The organism is Pedobacter sp. 05T44, assembly GCF_056395985.1.
Genome location: NZ_JBFTKO010000017.1, coordinates 90,278 through 109,828, shown reverse-complemented (window position 1 = coordinate 109,828; position 19,551 = coordinate 90,278). Strand labels below are relative to the sequence as shown.

The 19,551-nt window shown below is 34.9% G+C and carries 16 protein-coding genes; 15 read left to right on the top strand and 1 reads right to left on the bottom strand.

Annotated elements, in window-relative coordinates; all coding sequences use genetic code 11:
* The 9 genes from AC1DDK_RS21660 to AC1DDK_RS21620 all read left to right on the top strand — a co-directional run.
* Nucleotides 1-648: P-loop NTPase family protein (locus tag AC1DDK_RS21660; protein ID WP_477634047.1), on the top strand; the 648-nt coding region annotated here is incomplete at its 5' end.
* Nucleotides 649-657: 9 nt separating this feature from the next.
* Nucleotides 658-2,160, top strand: coding sequence for an O-antigen ligase family protein (locus AC1DDK_RS21655; protein WP_477634046.1), 1,503 nt, complete (start codon nucleotides 658-660; stop codon nucleotides 2,158-2,160).
* A gap of 171 nt (nucleotides 2,161-2,331) precedes the next feature.
* Entirely contained in the window at nucleotides 2,332-2,889 is a 558-nt protein-coding gene (locus tag AC1DDK_RS21650) for an acyltransferase (protein ID WP_477612277.1), read from the top strand.
* Nucleotides 2,890-2,922: 33 nt separating this feature from the next.
* Nucleotides 2,923-4,125, top strand: a complete 1,203-nt coding sequence (locus tag AC1DDK_RS21645; RefSeq protein WP_172663220.1) for a glycosyltransferase — start codon at nucleotides 2,923-2,925, stop codon at nucleotides 4,123-4,125.
* A gap of 71 nt (nucleotides 4,126-4,196) precedes the next feature.
* The gene (locus AC1DDK_RS21640; protein WP_337714832.1) at nucleotides 4,197-5,297 is read left to right on the top strand and encodes a glycosyltransferase family 2 protein; all 1,101 of its coding nucleotides are present in this window, start codon (nucleotides 4,197-4,199) and stop codon (nucleotides 5,295-5,297) included.
* Between the two features lie 23 nt (nucleotides 5,298-5,320).
* Nucleotides 5,321-6,460: a glycosyltransferase family 4 protein gene (locus tag AC1DDK_RS21635; RefSeq protein WP_288883296.1), complete on the top strand. Its 1,140-nt coding sequence runs from the start codon at nucleotides 5,321-5,323 to the stop codon at nucleotides 6,458-6,460.
* Between the two features lie 19 nt (nucleotides 6,461-6,479).
* Nucleotides 6,480-7,052, top strand: a complete 573-nt coding sequence (locus tag AC1DDK_RS21630) for a gluconate 2-dehydrogenase subunit 3 family protein (RefSeq protein ID WP_288883298.1) — start codon at nucleotides 6,480-6,482, stop codon at nucleotides 7,050-7,052.
* A 7-nt stretch (nucleotides 7,053-7,059) separates the two neighbouring features.
* Nucleotides 7,060-8,751: a GMC oxidoreductase gene (locus AC1DDK_RS21625; protein ID WP_288883300.1), complete on the top strand. Its 1,692-nt coding sequence runs from the start codon at nucleotides 7,060-7,062 to the stop codon at nucleotides 8,749-8,751.
* Between the two features lie 29 nt (nucleotides 8,752-8,780).
* Nucleotides 8,781-10,142: a lipopolysaccharide biosynthesis protein gene (locus AC1DDK_RS21620; RefSeq protein ID WP_172663215.1), complete on the top strand. Its 1,362-nt coding sequence runs from the start codon at nucleotides 8,781-8,783 to the stop codon at nucleotides 10,140-10,142.
* Between the two features lie 9 nt (nucleotides 10,143-10,151).
* Here AC1DDK_RS21620 and AC1DDK_RS21615 read toward each other — a convergent pair whose 3' ends face one another.
* The gene (locus AC1DDK_RS21615; RefSeq protein WP_477634045.1) at nucleotides 10,152-11,579 is read right to left on the bottom strand and encodes a hypothetical protein; all 1,428 of its coding nucleotides are present in this window, start codon (nucleotides 11,577-11,579) and stop codon (nucleotides 10,152-10,154) included.
* Between the two features lie 541 nt (nucleotides 11,580-12,120).
* On the opposite strand from AC1DDK_RS21615, the gene AC1DDK_RS21610 reads away from it, so the two are divergent.
* The 6 genes from AC1DDK_RS21610 (at nucleotide 12,121) to AC1DDK_RS21585 (ending at nucleotide 19,546) form a co-directional block, all read left to right on the top strand.
* Complete coding sequence (locus tag AC1DDK_RS21610; RefSeq protein ID WP_172663213.1) at nucleotides 12,121-13,323, top strand: glycosyltransferase; 1,203 nt, start codon at nucleotides 12,121-12,123, stop codon at nucleotides 13,321-13,323.
* 62 nt (nucleotides 13,324-13,385) lie between these two features.
* A complete protein-coding gene (locus AC1DDK_RS21605; protein WP_337714831.1) occupies nucleotides 13,386-14,900 on the top strand; it encodes a lipopolysaccharide biosynthesis protein in 1,515 nt (504 codons plus the stop codon).
* A 12-nt stretch (nucleotides 14,901-14,912) separates the two neighbouring features.
* Nucleotides 14,913-15,821, top strand: a complete 909-nt coding sequence (locus tag AC1DDK_RS21600; RefSeq protein WP_477634044.1) for a phosphoribosyltransferase — start codon at nucleotides 14,913-14,915, stop codon at nucleotides 15,819-15,821.
* A gap of 76 nt (nucleotides 15,822-15,897) precedes the next feature.
* A complete protein-coding gene (locus tag AC1DDK_RS21595) occupies nucleotides 15,898-17,466 on the top strand; it encodes a hypothetical protein (protein ID WP_172663210.1) in 1,569 nt (522 codons plus the stop codon).
* On the top strand, nucleotides 17,463-18,374 hold the full coding sequence (locus tag AC1DDK_RS21590) for a glycosyltransferase family 2 protein (RefSeq protein ID WP_172663209.1): 912 nt from the start codon (nucleotides 17,463-17,465) through the stop codon (nucleotides 18,372-18,374). The genes AC1DDK_RS21595 and AC1DDK_RS21590 overlap by 4 nt, the downstream gene beginning before the upstream one ends.
* A gap of 5 nt (nucleotides 18,375-18,379) precedes the next feature.
* Nucleotides 18,380-19,546, top strand: a complete 1,167-nt coding sequence (locus tag AC1DDK_RS21585) for a glycosyltransferase family 2 protein (protein ID WP_288883304.1) — start codon at nucleotides 18,380-18,382, stop codon at nucleotides 19,544-19,546.
* Nucleotides 19,547-19,551 lie beyond the last annotated feature (5 nt).

Sequence of the window (19,551 nt, the reverse complement as noted above, 5' to 3'; positions counted from 1 at the left end):
GTTTTAGGTTCGGTTCCATACCTGTCATATTCAGATATTAACATCAGGGAGTTATGGAAGAGCAAAGAGAATGATCCTGAGTTTTTATCTTTTAAAAACCTTTTACGGTCATTACGTTTTGAGATTTCTGACGCCTTGAAAAAGAACAATGCCAAAATATTGGGGATTACAAGTCTTGACAGCAATGAGGGCAAATCCTTTCTGTCGGGCAGTTTGGCCTATGGTTTTGCGATGATGGGAGAAAAAGTGCTGCTAATTGGCGGGGAGACAAAAAARGTRATRTCGGATTCAAAAGCGTTGGCYATAAACCAGGATTTTGAGACCTTTTTAGTGAAACGTGAAATTCAGACAGAAGAYCTGATTACAATTTTGAATAAGAATGATGCGAATTCATCTTTACTGGAGAGCCAGAGTACCACAAGTTTAAGAAAAGGCTTTCAGGTTTTAAAAGACGAGTTTGATGTGATCATTATAGATGTAGACGGGCTTAAGGACATTAACAAAGCGAAAGAGTGGTTGCTTTTTACAGAGCTGAACTTAGCTGTTTTTGAATCTGGCAGATCTATATCTGATCCTCAAAAAGAGCTGTTGACATATATTAAGGGGCAACCTGGATTTATTGGTTGGGTTCTTAACAAAGTGAAATAATAACAACCTATGTACCAGTTTTTATCCTCATTATCACAAACATGGCGTACAATTATTTTGTCGGTTTTAGGGATATTGGTTGCTTTTGGAGTTAGTTTGATAACATATATTAATCCAATGGGCGCGGTGCTTTTGATTTTAGCGGCGTTGTTTGTTGTTTTTATGATCTTTCTTTTTAAAGAACCTTATATAGGTCTATACGCCTTAACGGCTTATTGCTTTCTATTTGGGATCTTATCACGTGAGGTTGGTGGTATAGCCTATGGTATAGGAATAGAGGCTCTTTTGTTGCTGATTTGGGTAATTGTGATTATTCAGCACAAGCGATATGACTGGACGCGCTTAAATAATCCGCTTACCAAACTAATGCTGATGTGGTTTATCATTAGTGTAGTTGAAATTATAAACCCTGAAGGAGCCAGTGTGATAGGGTGGTTGCAGGAGATAAGAAGTACTGCGCTGTTTCCTATGCTGATCATCCCCCTGGTATTTCTGTTGATTGACTCTGAGAAGAAACTAAACTGGGTGTTGATATTGTTAATTGCTTTGTCGTTACTGGCAACTTTGAACGGTATGAAGCAACAGCATATAGGTGTTTCATCTGGTGAGCAAAAATTTTTAGATGAAGTTGGAGCAGTTACCCACTTATTATGGGGAAGATTAAGGGTCTTTTCTTTTTATGGTKATTCGGGACAGTTTGGTGTTTCCCAGGCTTCGTTTGTAATGATTGCTATTGTGCTTGCAATAGCTCCGTTCAAATCATGGAAAAGGGTACTTGCCCTGATTGCTGCCGGATTATCTTTTTACGGAATGCTGATTTCGGGAACCAGAGGTGCATTTTTTGCTTTGGCAGTAGGTGCATTATGTGTTTTCTTTCTGACCAAAAATTTGAAAGTAATCATTCTTGGGGTAGTTGTAGCTGTGTTGTTTTTTGGGTTTTTAAAGTTCACCACCATTGGTAATGGTAATTATGGTTTGTATAGATTGCGAAGCGCATTGAACTTTAAAGAAGCCTCATTAAATGTTAGGTTTAACAACCAAAAGGTTCTTAGTGAGCGTTTGCAGAACAAACCTTTTGGTGGAGGACTAGGCGTAATTGGTACCTGGGGTAAACTCTATAATAAGGATAAGTTTCTTTCAACAATTGAACCGGATAGCTACTGGGTTAAGGTTTGGGCCATGTATGGTGTTGTTGGGTTAACAATATGGTTTTCTATGATGATGTATATTCTGGGTAAATGTAGTGGGATAATCTGGAAGATCAGGAATGTGGGACTGAGGTATAAGTGTATTGCAATGCTTTCGGCTACAGCGGGTATTTTTTTATGCAGCTATGGTAATGAAGTGATTAATTCAATGCCATCGGCTATTGTAGCCGCTTTATCTTTTGCACTTATTTTTCAGAGTGTGAATTTTGATGAAAGGGAGTCCTTGCCATCAAATAATAATAGTGAACCAAGTAAGGATACTGAAGGAAGTAATGATAATGATCTTAAAATAATTTACAGCTAATGCCATTTGAAATCTTTGTTATTCCTGGTGTAATATGTTTTGCGATTGCCTTTTTTTTAGAAATTAAGAACAAGGGCTAATTTTCATGTCCTAATGCAATAGAATTTAATATTTATGTCGATAGTCAATAAAATAAAATCAAATCCAAGGCTAAAAAAGCTGTTGCATAAGATGTTGATACCTGAAAATGATCATAAGCCACGACTTTGGGTCAGGCTTTTTGTGAATCCTTTTATACATAAAAAGGGGGCAGGGAGCATTATCAGGCGTCGAAATAGAATGGATGTTTTTCCATTTAATGAATTCAGTTTAGGTGAGAAATCTATAATCGAGGATTTTGTAACCATCAATAATGGAGTAGGTAATGTGTTAATAGGGGATAATACGATTATTGGAATTGGCAGTGTGGTAATTGGTCCGGTTGAGATAGGGAATAATGTGATGTTGGCACAGAATATAGTTGTTTCGGGACTGAACCATGGTTATGAGGATATTGACCTTCCGCCAAGTAAGCAGAAGGAGATCAGGAAGAAAATTACGATTTGTGATGATGTTTGGATTGGGGCAAACAGTGTGATTACTGCTGGCGTAAAAATAGGGAAACACGTTGTTATTGGGGCAGGCAGTATAGTAACTAAGGATATTCCAGATTATTGTGTAGCAGTAGGTAACCCGGCAAGAATAATAAAAAAGTATTCTGAAGATACTAAATCTTGGATGTCTGTTTAGTTTTTCTAAACAGGAGCAAGTAATTAATTAAAGATGATCAATAGAAATGTAATTATTATTGGACAGCAACCCTGGGATACTGAAATTGGCAGTAATTGCAAAAATATTGCACTCGAACTTTCAAAAAATAATACTGTATTATATGTGAATTCCCCGCTTGATAGAATTACCCGTTATAAAGATCATGACAATTTAAAAGTTAAAAAACGTTTGCGGGTAATTGAGGGAAAAGAGAAAGGATTAATAAAAATTAAGGATAACCTTTGGAATCTGTATCCGGATTGCATGGTTGAATCAATAAACTGGATTGCAAATCCATCCATATTTAATTATTTGAACAAGAGAAACAATAAAAAGTTCTCTAATTCGATAAAAAGGGCTTTAGAGGAATTGGGTTTTAAAGATTTTCTGTTGTTTAATGACAATGAATTATTAAAAGGCTTTTATTTAAAAGATCTATTACATCCTTCACTAAGTATTTATTATTCCCGGGATTATATTCTGGCTGTTGACTACTGGAAAAAACATGGGAAAAGACTTGAACCTTTAATTATTGCTCAAAATGATTTGTGTTTGGCAAATTCTCTGTACCTGACTGACTATTGCAAAAGCTATAATGAGAATTCTTATTATGTTGGCCAGGGTTGTGATATTGAGATGTTCAAGAATGCGGATGTAAGTGATAAACCTAAGGAGTTCGCAAATATTAGTACCCCGGTTGTTGGTTATGTTGGCGCTTTAAATAGCATACGATTAGATATATCGCTATTATACCATATTGCAAATGAAAGGAAGGATTTGACTTTTGTTTTGGTAGGGCCAGAAGATGATGATTTTGCGTTTAGTAATTTACATGATCTGGAAAACGTGATTTTTACAGGAATAAAGAAACCGGAAGAGCTTCCCTTGTATATGAGCTTTTTTGATGTATGTATTAATCCTCAATTAGTGAATATGGTAACAATTGGTAATTATCCGAGAAAGGTGGATGAATATTTGGCAATGGGTAAGCCAATAGTTGCAACACAAACAAGAGCAATGGAAATTTTCTCTTCGTACGTATATTTAGCAGAGAATAAAGAAAGTTTTGCGCTGCTTATACAAAGAGCTATCGACGAAAATACTGAAGAGTTGCAGGTGGCGAGAAGAGCTTTTGCCTCAAGTCATAGTTGGGAAAATTGTGCCAATGAAATCTATAAAGCTATTTTTAAATCTTTAAAAACAAAAGAATCTTAATGGATATAATTTATACTCTCTTTATTGTTATTCAAGTTCTAATTGGGATACATTTATTTACCCCCTTAATTTTGTGTTTTTTTAAGTTTTTTAATAAGCAAAGCATAACTAATAAGTTAACCGGAACCGATTTTGATTATGCTGTTATTGTTACCGCATACCAGCAGACCACTTTAATTCCAATGGTGGTAGATTCTATTTTGAAGGCGAATTATACCAATTACATTATTTATGTTGTGGCAGATAACTGTGATGTTAGTCATTTGAATTTTACAGACAATAAGGTTGTTGTTTTGAAACCGGAAGAAGTATTGGCCAGTAATACCAAATCCCATTTTTATGCAATAGACAGGTTTCAAAGAGATCATGAAATAATAACCATAATTGATAGTGACAACTTAGTTCATCCCGAATATTTTATTGAATTGAACAAGTTCATTTCAGCGGGTTATACCTCAGTTCAAGGGGTAAGGGCAGCTAAAAATTTAAATACCCCATATGCGTGCCTTGATGAGGCAGGAGATATATTTTACAGGCTGATTGATCGAAAACTTTTATTTGAAGCTGGATCATCTGCAGCGCTTTCTGGATCTGGGATGGCTTTTACGACAACTGTTTACAGAGATTGCCTGGAACATACGCTAATTACCGGTGCAGGTTTTGATAAAATATTGCAATATGAAATTTTAAATAGGGGTTACAAAATAGCATTTGCTGAGAAGGCGATTGTGTATGACGAAAAAACAAGTAAAACCGGTCAGTTGGTAAATCAGCGATCAAGATGGCTGAATACCTGGTTTAAGTATTTTTTTCTCGGCCTGAATCTATTTGGTAAATCTATTGTGAATTTTAATCTGAATCAGGGGTTGTTTAGCCTTATGCTGCTTAGACCGCCACTATTTATATTGCTCATTCTCTCAGCTACTTTTTTTGTGCTGGACTTGTTTTTTATCCCGCTATTCTCAATTTATTGGATACTTGGAGCAATCGTATTTATTGTTTCTGTGTTTTCGGCGCTGAAATATTTCAAGGCGGATAAAAGAATCTATAGTTCTTTAAAAAACGTGCACAAATTTATGTATTATCAGGTTTTAGCACTTTTGAAAGTTCGAAAAGCCAATAAAATTTCGGTAGCTACAGAACACTATTATAAAGAAGAGATAAAGAAATAGACTATAAAGTAAAGAATCGATAGATGAAAAAGAAGTTGCGTATTGGAATAGAAGTTCAACGTATTTTCAGAGCGAAAAAACACGGGATGGAGGTTGTTGCATTAGAACTGATAAATGAAATCCAGAAGTTAGATAAGTACAATGAATATATTCTATATGCAAGAAACGATGTAGATAATACCTGCGTTAAAGAGCAGGACAATTTTAAAATCAGGACGCTTTCTTCAAGTTCGTACCCAACATGGGAGCAATTTGCTTTACCAAATGCTGTAAAGAAAGACAACCTGGATTTTCTTCATTCAACATGCAATACTTCTGCGCTTAGCCTTTCGGTTCCATTAATGCTTACTTTACACGATATTATTTATCTTGAGAAAACGGACTTTAAGGGGACTTCATACCAAAATTTTGGTAATCTGTACAGAAGGTTTATAGTACCTAAAATTGTTGATAAGAGTAAGTTGATCATCACCGTTTCGAATTTTGAGAAGGAGGTGATTCTGAACAAACTGAAATTGCCGGAGGATAAGGTTAAAGTGATCTATAATGCTGTGAATCCTAAATTTAATGCGGCCTATTCTAAAGAAAAGCTCCTTGCTTTTAGAAATGCTAATCGGTTACCAGAAGAATTTATCCTCTTTTTAGGGAATACTGCCCCTAAAAAAAACACTTTAAATGTAATTAAGGCATATACTGAATACCGTTCTGCTATAAGCGAGGGCTTACCTCTGGTTATTTTAGATTACGATAAGAAATTAGTTGAAGATACCCTGAAGGAATTGGGTAAAGAACAATTTATTGAGCACTTTATTTTTCCGGGATACATTCCGTCTGACGAGATGCCTCTGCTTTATAATTGCTCCAGCCTATTTTTATATCCGTCTTTGCGTGAAAGTTTTGGACTGCCTATTTTAGAAGCTATGGCTTGCGGGGTACCGGTTATTACTTCAAATACTTCGTCTATGCCAGAGGTGGCTTCGAATGCAGCATTGTTCGTAAACCCTTTTGATCATAATGAGATAAAAGACGCAATGATTCGTTTTTTTGCCGATAGTGCTTTACGGTCGGAAATGAGGGAATTGGGATTGAAAAGAGCTGCGAGCTTTACATGGAAATCTGCAGCGGAGCAATTGCTCTCTATTTATAATTCATTTATCCTTTAGCTTGTAATAAAAGAATGCTATGAATCGGAGACAGGTCATATATAGGATATTAGGAATTTCAGCAATTGCTGTAAGTGGAGCCGGTTTTTGGAAGTATTGGAATATTTATAAGAAACCGGATCTTTTATATCTAACGAGTAAAAAATCGCTTATAGCAGAAATAGCTGAGACTATTATACCAGCTACGGATACCCCAGGGGCTAAAATGGCAAAGGTTGAAGATTTTATTATTAAGATGGTAAGAGATTGTACAGCAACAAAATCCCAAAATAACTTTATAAAAGGACTAGCTGATTTAGAAACGTATACCGAAGAGAATTACAATAAGACGTATGTAGCATGTAATGTGAAAGAACGGGAAGCTGTACTAACTCATTTTGAGAATTTAGAAGAATCACATTACCTGATTCGTAAACTAAAACAGAAAATATTGGGAGACAATTTCTTTCATATGTTTAAGTCTTACACGGTGACTGGCTATTGTACTTCGGAGCTGGGCGCTACCAAAGGATTATCATATGACTATTTACCCTCAACTTTTGAGGCATGTATTACAATTGGGGATAAACAAAAATCTTGGGCAACAAAATAATTTATAAATGGTAAACACTTTTGAAAAGTCTGTTTCTTATGATGCCATAGTAATCGGATCAGGAATTACCGGTGGGTGGGCAGCTAAGGAATTGTGTGAGAAGGGTCTTAAAACACTCATGCTGGAACGAGGAAGAGATGTACGTCATATTAAAGATTATCCAACTGCCAATTTGAATCCATGGGATTTTGAATATAGATTAAATAATACAAATAAGGAGTCAACAGAGAATCCGATACGAAGCGGAACATCTGACGAAAGTGACCGGATGTTTTATGTGAGTGATAAGGAGCATCCTTATATTCAGCATAAACCATTTAATTGGATAAGAGGTTATCAGGTTGGCGGTAAATCTCTAATCTGGGGAAGACAATGTTATCGGTTAAGTGATCTTGACTTTGAAGCAAATATTAAAGATGGTGTTTCTATCGATTGGCCAATAAGATATAAAGATGTTTCTGGGTGGTATGACTATGTGGAAAGGTTTATTGGTGTTAGTGGTAGGCATGAAAACCTTCCGTATTTACCTGATGGTTGCTATCAGCCTCCGATGGAGCTTAATTGTATAGAAAAACATCTTGCTGCATCTATAAAAAAGAATGAGGAGCATAGGTTGCTAACTATTGCCCGTGTTGCAAATTTAACAAGGGGACTGACTGATAGAGGACCTTGCCAGAATAGAAATTTATGCACCAGGGGATGCCCATATGGCGGATATTTTAGCAGTAATAGTGCTACAATACCAGCAGCAGCTGCAACAGGAAATTTGACAATCAGGCCTTTTTCAGTTGTTAAGGAAATTATTTATGATGAAAAACTTCAAAAGGCCACAGGGGTAAGGATAATAGATTTGAACACACTTGAGGAGTTTGAATTTAATGCGAGGATTATTTTTGTTAATGCTTCGACAATTAATACCACTTCGATTCTATTAAATTCTAAATCATCGAGATTTCCAAATGGAATTGGTAATGATAGTGAGCAATTGGGGCATAACTTGATGGATCATCACTCTTCTTCAGGTGCCTCGGGAACACATGAGGGCTTTAAAGATGAATATTACAAGGGGAGGAGACCCTGTGGTTTTCTTATCCCAAGATTTAGGAATATAGGAAAGGGAGAAAAAGTGGACTTTTTAAGAGGATACAATTTTCAGGGAAGAGGCGAAAGAGAGGGGTGGCAGGAGAAAAAAAACAATTTAAAGGGTTTTGGAGCCACATTTAAAGATCAATTAACTAAGCCAGGCTCATGGTCTGTATGGATGGGGGGATGGGGTGAATGCCTTCCGTATTTTGACAACAAAATAGCGCTTTCGGAGAATAAGAAAGATAAATGGGGATTGCCATTGATTGAGATAGATTTCTCATTTAGAGAAAATGAGCATCTGATGATGAAAGACATTCAGAATACAGGAGCGATTATGCTTGAAAAGGCTGGATTTAAAGATGTTAATACTTTCTCTTATAACACACCAGGTGGGGCAACAGTGCATGAAATGGGAACTGCCAGAATGGGTAATGATCCTAAAACATCTGTATTAAATAAACATAACCAAATACATGCTGTAAGAAATGTGTTTGTTACAGATGGAAGTTGTATGACTTCATCTGCATGCCAAAATCCTTCATTGACTTATATGGCGTTAACTGCCCGTGCATGTGATTATGCTGTTAGTGAAATGAAAAAGGGGAATATTTAAATTTTAGCTTACTAAAGTAGATCAATACAATGAAATCGAAGATTGCCTTCTTATTAAGTTTAGCTAAAAGTAAACATATCTTATCTCTGACCAGCAACGGCATAAACGCTGTAATTGGGGTTGTTACCCTGTCTATTCTTTTTAGACATTTAACAAGGGAAGATATGGGTAATTGGGGTTTCTTTTTAACGATTTTGTTATTAGTGGATACCTTTAGGTCTGGCTTTTTATCTACCGCTTTTGTAAAGTTCTTTTCGGGATCAACTGAGGACAGGAAAAAGGAAATAATAGGTTCAACGTGGTTTATCGCGATTATGATAACGCTGTTTTTTGCGATACTGAATGTTCCTGCTTATTTTGCTTCGGGTTATATCGCGGATCCTAGCTTTAAGCTTTTTCTCCAATTCTTTAGTATTAATTACATCTTATCACTACCATTTTTTGTTTCAAATTGCATTTTGCAGGGAAAACAAAGATATGACCGCTTATTATTTTTAAACTTTGCCAATCAAGGTTGCTTCTTGTTGTTGATTCTTCTGAATTTAAAAGGAATTACTATACATACGGTTTTGTATTGCTATTTGTCTGCAAATTTTGTGTCGAGCTCAATAGCTTTGTTTTTTAGATGGACCGATATAAGCATGTTGAAATATAAAACCAGATCCGCTATATCCGAAATCTATAATTTTGGGAAATACAGCGTGGGAACAAACCTGAGTGCAAATCTGTTAGGTTCTGTTGACTCGTTTATCATCAAATTTTTTCTTGGTCCATCGGTTCTGGCGGTATATAATGCAGGAACTAAATTGGTGCAGATTATTGAGATTCCTTTAAGAAGCTTTGTTTATACAGCTATGCCAACCTTATCAGCTTGCTTTAATTCAAATGAAAAGGCGAAGGTTATTCTTGTGATGAAAAAGTACATTGGAATGATAACGGTAGCACTGATGTCGGTTAGTGTGTTGGTCATCATTTTTGCAGATGTAGCCATATTGATATTTAGTGGGCCTAAGTATGTTGCAACCGAGGCACCAAATATATTGAGGATATTTATGGTTATCGCATTTCTTTATCCGGCTGAACGCTTTTTTGCTGTTACATTAGATGTAATTCATATGCCTAAGGTTAATTTACTGAAGATTATACTTATGCTGTTTGTAACAGTTTTAACCGATTGGCTTGCAATAGTGATTACAGGAAATGTTTATGTAGTTGCTGCAGCTTCTGTTTTTTCTACACTTACAGGACTTATAGTAGGTTATTTTGCCTTAAATTATTATTATCAAAAATTTACTTTCTTTGATATGTTTATAAACGGGTATAGAGAGATAGTTTTATTGTTAAAAAGATATTACTCAAAGTTTTTTGGTAAGAAATATCAACTTAAATAAGAAAATCTTTTATTCTACTGCCCCAATTGAAGGATTGCTTGTTGATCTGGCTTTACCGTAATAGTCTACGCTTATTAGTTTGATTAAAGAAGGATCGAAATTTTGCAGCGAAATTGCTCCTCCTGAACTTTTGGTTGCTGAATTGGAAGCTAAACTGAATTTTACGTTATCTGTTATTCCGGCATCCGCATAGGTTTTGAAATATTTGTTGGAATAAGAGGAAGGTTTTGTGTTACCCAGCTGGTTCCAAATTGGGTTTGTGTTATATTGGCCAACCAAAGGGAATTGATATCCGAGGTTATTAAAAACTTCGCATTTTCCACCTTCCTGTGTATACAAGTCTAAAATCTGAGCAGGGAAGGTACCTGATTTTGGCAGTAAATTTCCACATGTATTATTAAAGACTTTCGCATTTACATATGTTGTTTTTCCTGGCATAATGTTTCTTTTGAACGTTTGGAGTTCAAAGGCACTATACTCTCTTGAATTGGCAACAATATTATTAAAAATTAAAACCTCTTTAGGACTATCTCCTAAGCTAAAGCACCACGCTCTTATTGCATTTCCCTGGTGATCTTTTACGTAATTATTATAAAATTTACCATTACCAATCAGATAGAAAATTCCGTTATGATTGCTGCTCTCCTGATTGATGTCTTTTATAACATTATGGTGAATATTATAGGAATCTACGCTCTCTAATACCACCGCACTTCCTACTTTTGTGGAGTTTTTAAATGTAACATAAGCAATTTCAATATCCTTTATCAGCCCCTTTATGATATTGTCTTGAGCAGATCCTCTAAACCTGATTAAGGTACCTGTGTTGTCGCAATCAATGTTCAGGAATTTTAAATTTTTGCTATAAGAATTTTCTGACCCATTGTAGATGTTTTGCGGGGTATATTGAATACAACCATAGGTCACAAGATTTTGAAATGATACATTTTGTATTGTGAAGTTGTTGATGTTATCTGTTAATTGGAATGGGGCTCCATCTACAGTTCTGTCTTTAAAGAGAAATCCTCTTGAAATTCCGGGGGTTCCATTTCCACTTATAGTAACGTTGTTTAAATTGGAGAGTTTTATTTGTTTGTTTCCAATTAGTTGAACAAGTCCGTCGTTTTGAACTATTACAGGTTTATTAGTACCATTGATATTACTTATTTGTATACCATTATATGAACCACCTTTTATTTTTATTATAGTATTTGATGTTATTCCCAGTGTTTTTCCATCGATAGATAGATTACCTGAGCCGGTTCCTAAATTTAAGACAGTTGCATTTTCGGKGGCAGCAACCGTATCCTTTGGTGGAGGGACAGGTTTTTCGGTTTCGGGGAGTGGAACTTCCTCTACAGGAATTGTACTTTTTTTACAGGCTAATAAAATGATAATTGTAAATAAGAATAGGTAACTCCTTGTTTTCACTGTCATAATTTACATGTAAAATAATTTTTAATTACTGTTGATTTTCGTTCTAAACAAATAACATTTACCATTGCGACACTGTCTAATTATAAATCCCTATCCTATAATAAGTGGCGTAATATTTGTAATGGGGAATGTTTTTCTCAATAAAAATAGTTTTTTTTATTGAGAAAGAAAGTTTTTTTATTTTTTTTCTACGCTTAAAAGCATTTAGCGCTTGATTTGATAKTTTGGAGCAGTAATAATATGTGTTTTGTGTGGAAAATTTTCCCCAATTTTTATTATTTCTTTCTCCTAAATTCAACTTTCCTTGAACTTATATCATTAATTAAACGCGGCAATGAATTATTGTCGGGTCTAATTTAAGTTGTTAATTGTGAAAGCTTTATCTATTAGAAAGAGTTGCGGTATTACTTAGTTTAGGTTATCTTTAATGGATATTAAAAACAATCGTAGAAAACAGACTTGTTTTGGATAGCTTATTGTTTTGAATTTTATTGTATCTTATCGATCTACCAGTTATTAATAGATATAAAAGCGTATTTTAATGAATTTTGTTTTTGTCAGTTTGCAGCGAATAAATACAGATCGGGAGTCAACTTCCACAAGCTTAGCTAAAGAATTGGCAAAAAAGCACAGAGTATTATTCGTAAATCCTCCTATTGATAGAAAAACATTACTGTCAAAGGACAACGACCGTTATGTAAAAGAGCATATTAAGCTTATAAAAAATGGAGGCACCGGAACAAGGAGTTTAACTGATAATCTATACGTATTAAATACGAATAGCTTGTTAGAGTCAATTAATTGGATCCCCTCAACAAAAGTATTTTCTCTTTTCAATTATGTAAATAACAGGCGGTTTGCCAGGGACATTAAACAAGCATTGTCGGCGCTAAACTTTGACTCCTTTATTCTTATCAATGATAAAGATATATTCAGGAGCTTTTACTTAAAGGAATTATTGAAGCCAGACCTATATATATATCTTGATAGGGATTATACGCTTGGTGTTGATTATTGGAAAAGACATGGTGAGGCTCTAGAACCTAAATTGATAAAAAAGTCGGATCTTGTGATTTGTAACTCCAATGACTTCGTTAGAAGCGCCAAAAAATATAACCCAAATAGTTTTTACATTGGAAACGGCGTAGATCTTGAGCTTTTTAATAATGATATATTGCATGATATCCCGGCGCGGCTAAAAAATCTGGATAAACCAATAATAGGTTATGTTGGGGCGCTAAGCTCTTTAAGACTTGATCTGGATTTAATCATCAATATAGCAACTGCAAAACCAGAATATAACTTCGTTTTAATTGGTGAAGAGGACAAGGAATTTAGTAAGAGTATTTTACATGAAATGAAAAATGTTCATTTTTTTGGTAAAATAGATAAGAAAAATATTCCTTCTTATGTGCAATATTTTTCCGTTTGTATAAATCCACAGTTACTTAATGAAATTACTATTGGTAACTTTCCTTTAAAAATAGTAGAATATCTTGCGATGGGGAAACCTGTAGTTGCAAAGTCTACTAATACAATGAAAGAAGTATTTTCAGAACATACTTATCTTGCTAATGATGCGCCAGAGTTCGCAGATCTAATAACTAAGGCCTTGTCTGAAGATAATTCTGCCTTGCATTCAGAAAGGATTTCTTTTGCAAAGGGCTTTAGTTGGGATAAGGTTGTTTCATTATTAAATGAATCAATAAGATCTTGTACTACCAATAATCCAACGCTGATCTAAATGTTAGCATAAATATTGATTTACTATATTTTAATCAGCACCCTAAACTACTACGCTCATAGATGAACCGAGACAAACAGTATAATAAATGGCTAGAAACGTCCCATCTGACGCAAGATTTAAAGTCGCATTCTATTTCAGGTGGTTTTAACACTGTTGCCGGCCAGGTATTGTCTTTTGGAATAAATATGCTGTCTACCATTATCCTAGCCAGGTTATTGGTGCCGGGAGATTACGGTTTGGTAGCTATGGTAACTACAATAACTGGGTTTATCACTGTATTTAAAGACTTAGGTTTATCTTCGGCAGTTATTCAAACAAAGGAACTAAAAGATGACCAGGTGAACTCCATCTTTTGGATAAGCATCGGTGTTAGTTTTGTTATAGCACTAATTGTGTCGCTTTTAGCACCACTTTTAGTTGCCTTTTATAAGGAAGAGCGACTTCTGAATATGACTCTTGTGTTTGCCGCAAGTATTTTTATTACAGGATTTTCTCTTCAGCATAATGCGTTAATGAAGAGGCAGATGAAGTTTAAAACTTTGTCGAGAATTCAGATTTTAAGCACTGTAGGTAGTTTACTTACTGGTATGTTTTTAGCTTGGAAAGGATTTGGTTACTGGTCAATTGTAGCTATCTCAGTCTCCAGCCCAATATATTCAACTATATCACTCTGGTTTTTATGCGATTGGCGGCCTCGACTTGGTTTTAATTCAAAGGGGATAAAAACATTGGTATCTTTTGGCGCTGGTTTAACAGGATTTGATCTGGTAAATTATTTTTCCAGAAACATGGATAATGTTTTAATCGGAAAGTTCTCGGGGCCAAGTGCATTGGGAATGTACTCAAAAGCCTATCAGTTGTTGCTTTTGCCGATTACTCAATTACGGGATCCACTAAATGCTGTTGCGCTGCCGGCTTTAAGTAACCTTCAAAACGATAAGTGGAAATACAATCATTTTTTTTGCAGGTACCTGTTTACATTGGCATTTTTCTCTATGCCTATTGTGATTTATTTTGCAGTTTTTTCGCACGAAATTATCTTTATTGTTTTAGGAGATAAATGGATCGCAGCATCTTCTATATTTAAATTGCTAGCTATATCTGCATTTATCCAGCCTGTTGCGAGTACTCAGGGATTACTATTGATAACTACCGGGAAAGCAAAAAAATACTTTTACTTAGGTATTATTAACTCTACTTTAGTTGTAGCCGGATTCTGTATTGGAATAAATTGGGGCACCACAGGTATTGCCATATCGTATGCAATTGTAACTTACGCGTTGTTTATTCCCTTGCTGCTTTATAGTTTAAAGGATTCGCATCTTTCAATTTTACAATTTCTAGAGGAAATTTGCCTGCCTGCGGTGTTTGCGCTAATTAGTGGTGCAGGTATGTTTTTTGTAAGAGCAAACCTAGCGGGGACCAATTCGTTTCTGATTTGTATAATTGGTTTTCTTGCAGGAGCCATTATTTATATAGGACTATGGTTTCTGACAAAGTTTACGAGAAATAAAATGAATAGGATTCTTGAGATTGGTCAGTTCCTAATTAATAAGAATAAATTAAAAGCTTAAATAATCTAAAAAATGAACTACAGATCAATTGAAGATTTAAATCATGCAATTACTACTAATCTTTCTAAAGTACCTTTGGAGATAGATTTAATTGTGGGGGTTCCCAGAAGTGGATTGCTTGCGGYTAATTTGCTGGCCCTGCATTTAAATCTTCCCTTTACTGACGTAGAAGGATATGTTAATGGAAGAATCCTTCAATCAGGAGAGCGATTAAAATCGTATATCAAGCCTTTTAGTGAATATAAAAATGTACTTATTGTTGAGGATAGTATTTGGTCTGGCAGCTCCATAATTAACGTTAAAAATAAGCTTAAAGGACTTTATCCGGAAAAGAAAGTGCTATATACAGCTGTATATGCTGTAGAAGAGACCAAAGATAATATTGACTTTTACTTTGAAATATGCCCAGGACCAAGAATTTTTGAATGGAATATGATGCATCATGATCTACTTGAAAATTGTTGTTTTGACATCGACGGCGTATTGTGCATAGATCCAACAGAAGAAGAAAATGATGATGGGCCTAAGTATGAACATTTTTTAGAAAATGTAGAACCATTTTTTAGACCAAGTAAAACCATAGGTTATTTAGTTACCAATAGGTTAGAAAAGTACAGAGCGTTAACAGAGGCTTGGTTAGCGAAGCACAACGTAAAATACAATCATCTGATTATGTTAGATCTTCCTGATAAGGCGGCAAGATTAAAGGCTAATAATCATGGCGGTTTTAAAGCATCTGTATATGTGAAATATGATTGCTATTTATTTATTGAAAGCTCAATTTGGCAAGCAAAACAGATAGCTGACCTTTCAGGTAAGCCTGTTTATTGTACCGATGAAAGAAAAATGGTTTTCCCGAATAGTATGGGGAAATCTAAATTTTTATTAAGAAAAGTAATTAAAAAGCTAATTAGAAGGTAAAAATTAAGGCCGTATGGTTTTGCGTTTATGGCCCTGCCGAAATGATTATATTGTTAATGAATTTTATATTAAAAAGATGAAAAAAACAAACCAAATTATTAATAGCATTTTAATAACATTTATCGTTTTTTTTACTTGCTGTACCCCCGATAGGAAGGAGTATGTAGAAGTTGGCCCGCTTAGGGATAAGCATATCAAGATTAAGGATATGTTTGGTATTAATGGCTTTGAATGGGATTTTTATGATCTGCAATATAATTTTGATACCACAAAATATAATCTGATAACCAATTTTAATGGATTTAGACATTTTTTGGATTGGGAAAGGATTGAACCTGAAAAAGATGTTTTTAGATTTAACCATAAGCCMGAGGGCGGATGGAGTTATGATGAAATTTATCAAAAGTGTTTTAAAGATAGTATGTTGGTGGTAGTAGATTTACAGGTTACACCCAGCTGGCTAATAAATACGTACCCTGAACACAGGCGTCAGCGAGATTTGATGCCAATAAAATTCGGAGACAAAAGAGATGCACCATTATCATACATAGAAATTGGAAAGGCCGGCTTTCAGTTTGCCGCCAGATACGGACAAAATAAGAAAATCAATAAAAACCTGATAAAAGTTCCTAAGGAATCTCATGAACCAATTATAGGTTTAGGCTATATAAAATACATAGAAAGTAGTAACGAGCCTGATAAATGGTGGAAAGGTAAAGATTGTGAACAAAGTCCTGAAGAATATGCAGCTCAGCTTTCAGCATTTTACGATGGCCACAAAGGCAAATTAGGAAAAGGTGTAGGAGTTAAAACAGCCGATTCTACTATGAATGTTGTTATGGGAGGGTTAGCAAAACCAAATGTAGAGTTTGTAGAGCGGATGGTTGAGTGGTGTAAAAAGAATAGGGGATATAAAAAGAATGGTGAGGTTGATTTATGTTTTGATGTTATAAATTATCATATGTATTCTAATGATTATACAGGATGGTTTGCAAGGTTCAAAAGTAAAAAGAGAGGAGTTGCTCCTGAAACTAATGAAATGACTAAAATTGCGAAAAGTTTCACTGATTTATCGTCAAAACTAGGAAACATGCCAGTATGGTCTACTGAAACCGGATATGACATAAGTGAAAAAAGTGTTCAAAGAGCTATTCCGATAGGATCAAAGTCTAATCTTATTACCCAGGCAGATTGGTTGCTCCGTTTAGGTTTATTGTATGCCAGATTAGGAATTGATAAGGTGTTTTATTACCAATTATATGATAACAATGATCCAGGGACCGATCCCGGAACTTCATTTGGATATTCAGGACTTGTAGAAAAAAGTAAAAAAAGGAGGCCTGCTGCAGATTATATTCATCAGGTTACTAACCTAATGGGCGACTACTATTATTTCAATTCTATTAATGAGGATCCAGTAGTTGATATTTACCAGAATGGGCAAAAAAGAATGTATGTTTTGGTTGTTCCTGATGAAATAGATAGAAAGGAGAAATATTTGTTAGATTTAAATCGGGCAAAAAAAGCTTTAATACATCAGTTGAATCCTGGTTCTGATAAGATGATAACCAAGGAGGTAGCGACTAAAAATGGGCTGTTGGAAGTGGAAGTAACAGAGACCCCAATTTTTATAGAGGCAAAATGAGTCGAATTACCATAATTACTGTAAATTTTAATCAAATTAGGGTAACTGAGGATTTTTTAAGATCTGTGTTGCTCAATGCCCCGAACGAAGACATTGAGCTTATATTGGTTGATAATGGGAGTAGTAATGACAATGAAGCTTATTTTAAAAACATATATCCTGACGTAGTATATATAAGGTCGGATAAAAACCTGGGATTTGCCGGTGGCAACAATTTAGGAATACGAGCTGCTAAAGGCGAGTATATTTTACTGCTAAATAATGATACGGAAATAACTGAAAATATGATTCCGGTTCTTTTAAATGAAATGGAGCTGCGTCCGGATATTGGGTTGATTTCGCCATTAATCTTGTATTATGAGGACCCGAAAATTATTCAATACGCGGGTTTTACGGAAATGAATTATTTAACAGGCAGAAACAGGGGGATAGGGAATAAGGAGGTTGATTGCGGGCAATACAATTTGGATAGCAGAGAAACCGGTTATTGCCATGGGGCAGCAATGATGTGCAGGAAAAAGGATCTTGAGCTTGCAGGTTTAATGTCTGAAGATTTTTTTCTTTACTATGAAGAACTAGATTGGTGTGATAAGTTTAAGAAAATAGGTAAAAAAATATGGTTCACCGGCAAATCGACAATTTACCATAAGGAATCGATGAGTGTAGGTAAGGAAAGTAAAATTAAGACATACTTTATGACTAGAAATAGGATGCTATATATTAGAAGAAATACATCTTTATTAAATACAATTATCTTTAGCATCTATTACATTTGTTTTGCATGTCCAAAGCAGATTATATCTTATATCTTCAAAAAAAGATTGAATCTAGTTAAGTGGGTTTTTAAGGGTGTGTTTTGGAATCTTACGAATTCAAAAAGCAGTAGTAAATTAGGATTTAAAATTTAAGGGAAATGATAATAGCTTTTTGGGTTTCTCTTTTTATTATTCTTTACACCTTTATTGGGTATGGGTTTGTTTTATTTTTACTTATAAAAATAAAGAGACTATTCTATACCCCAGCTTCATTTGATGCTAATCTGGAGTTTCCCAGCGTAACCATACTTGTAGCTGCTTATAACGAAGAAGATATTGTTGATGCTAAAGTGGAAAATACTTTAAGATTGGATTACCCACAGGAAAAAAAGCAGATTATTTTTGTAACCGATGGCTCCACGGATAGTACTACGGAAAAACTTAACAGATTTAATGATGTATTGGTATTACATGAAGATTCGAGAGCGGGAAAGATGGCTGCTATTAAAAGAGCAATGCCATTTGTTGAGGGCGAAATATTGATTTTTACGGATGCAAATACATTTCTAAATGATGAAGCGATTAAGGAATTGGTTAAGCATTATAGGAATCATAAAGTTGGTGCAGTAGCAGGAGAAAAACGAATTTTTGTGGATCAGACTGCTGATGCAAGCTCTGCGGGTGAAGGCTTTTATTGGAAGTATGAATCGTTGTTGAAAAAATGGGATTATGAATTGTATTCAAATGTAGGAGCTGCAGGAGAATTATTCAGCATAAGAACCAGGCTTTACGAAAATGTTGAATCAGATACTATCATTGACGACCATATGATTGCAATGAGGATAGCTGAAAAAAGGTATATCATAGCCTATGAGCCAAAAGCTTATGCTATGGAAACGGCCTCTGCTAATACCGCGGAGGAGTTAAAACGAAAAATAAGGATTGCGGCAGGTGGCATACAGTCTATCTTCCGTTTAAAAAAAGCTGCAAATCCCTTTAATAATCCGGTATTTACATTTCAATACATCAGTCATCGTGTGTTGAGGTGGACTATAACTCCATTTTTACTAATTGCTCTGTTTGTTGTAAATGGTCTTATCGTGTATCATTATGATTCTTTGTTCTATAAAACGATATTTATTTTACAGATTTTATTTTATACTTTAAGTATACTCGGATACATTTTTGAGAGTAAAAATATACGCATAAAGGCGCTTTTTGTACCTTATTATTTTTGTTTGATGAATTATGCCGTAATAGCTGGAATAATCAGGTATTTTAAAAAGAGCCAAAGTGCCGCCTGGGAGAAATCAAAAAGAAAATAGATCTG